The sequence below is a fragment of the Rhizobacter sp. P2_H2 genome, assembly GCF_056403375.1.
The window spans coordinates 1-857 of sequence record NZ_JBFUFP010001593.1 but is presented as its reverse complement, the minus strand read 5'-3'; the positions used below and the strand labels follow the sequence as shown (position 1 = coordinate 857).

Genomic DNA, 857 nt, shown 5'->3' with positions numbered 1-857 from the left:
ACCGTGATGCGGTGCATCGCGCGGATGTCCAGCGTGCCGGCCACGTAGCGGTGGCAGCAGGCCAGGTAGGCCTCGGGGGCCTCGGGCGGCAGGATGCCGCGCGCCGTGAGGAAGCGTGTCCAGGCCATGCCGCTGTCGAAGGGAATCAAGGTGTGATCCAGGTCGAACAGCGCCAGGTTCATGCGTGTCTCAGGCGTGGCTCAGCTCGCGCGACAGCAGGTGCGCCGGCAGCACGCCGCGCAATGCGTTGCACACCACGATGGCCTGCGCACGCCGCAGGTCGGCCCGGCTCAGGCTGCGCTCGACGGTGGCCCAGCCCGGATCGGCCAGCAGCCGCGCGCGCATCACGCCGGGCAGCGCGCCGTCGTGCAGCGGCGGCGTGCACCAGCGGCCGTCCAGCAGCAGGAACACCGAGCTGCGCCCACCTTCCACCAGACGGCCGTCGGCGGTGAAGAACAGGCTGTCGAACGCGCCGGCCCGCTCGGCCGCCTGCACGCCGGCGTCGTAGTGCTGGCGCAGCGTGGTCTTGTGGGCCGCCAGCGGGCGGTGGTCGGGCAGGGGCTGCGCGGCGATCAGCAGGCCCACCGGCCCCGCGGGCAGCGGCGCGAGCGGGGCGTGGGTGATCGCGATCTCGCCGCCGTGCGCCAGCGCAATGCGCAGGCGCGACGGCGTGCCGGCCGGCAGCGCGGCCAGCGTGGCGGCCACCGCCGCGCGCACCTGTTCGCCATCGAACGCGAAACCGAGCGCGCGTGCGCTGTGCGCCAGCCGCGCCAGGTGCTCATCGAGCCCGCGCGCCTCGCCGCGCTGTGCCCACAGCGTCTCGAACAGCTGGAAGCCCGGGTCCAGCCCGGTCAGGA

General features: G+C 74.6%; 2 protein-coding genes. Both read right to left on the bottom strand.

Annotated elements, in window-relative coordinates; genetic code table 11:
• Positions 1-182, bottom strand: a 182-nt coding sequence (locus tag AC1D15_RS34970) for a haloacid dehalogenase-like hydrolase (protein WP_477829692.1), incomplete at its 3' end; no start/stop codon positions are given.
• 7 nt (positions 183-189) lie between these two features.
• Positions 190-857: aminotransferase class IV (locus AC1D15_RS34965; protein ID WP_477829691.1), on the bottom strand; the 668-nt coding region annotated here is incomplete at its 5' end.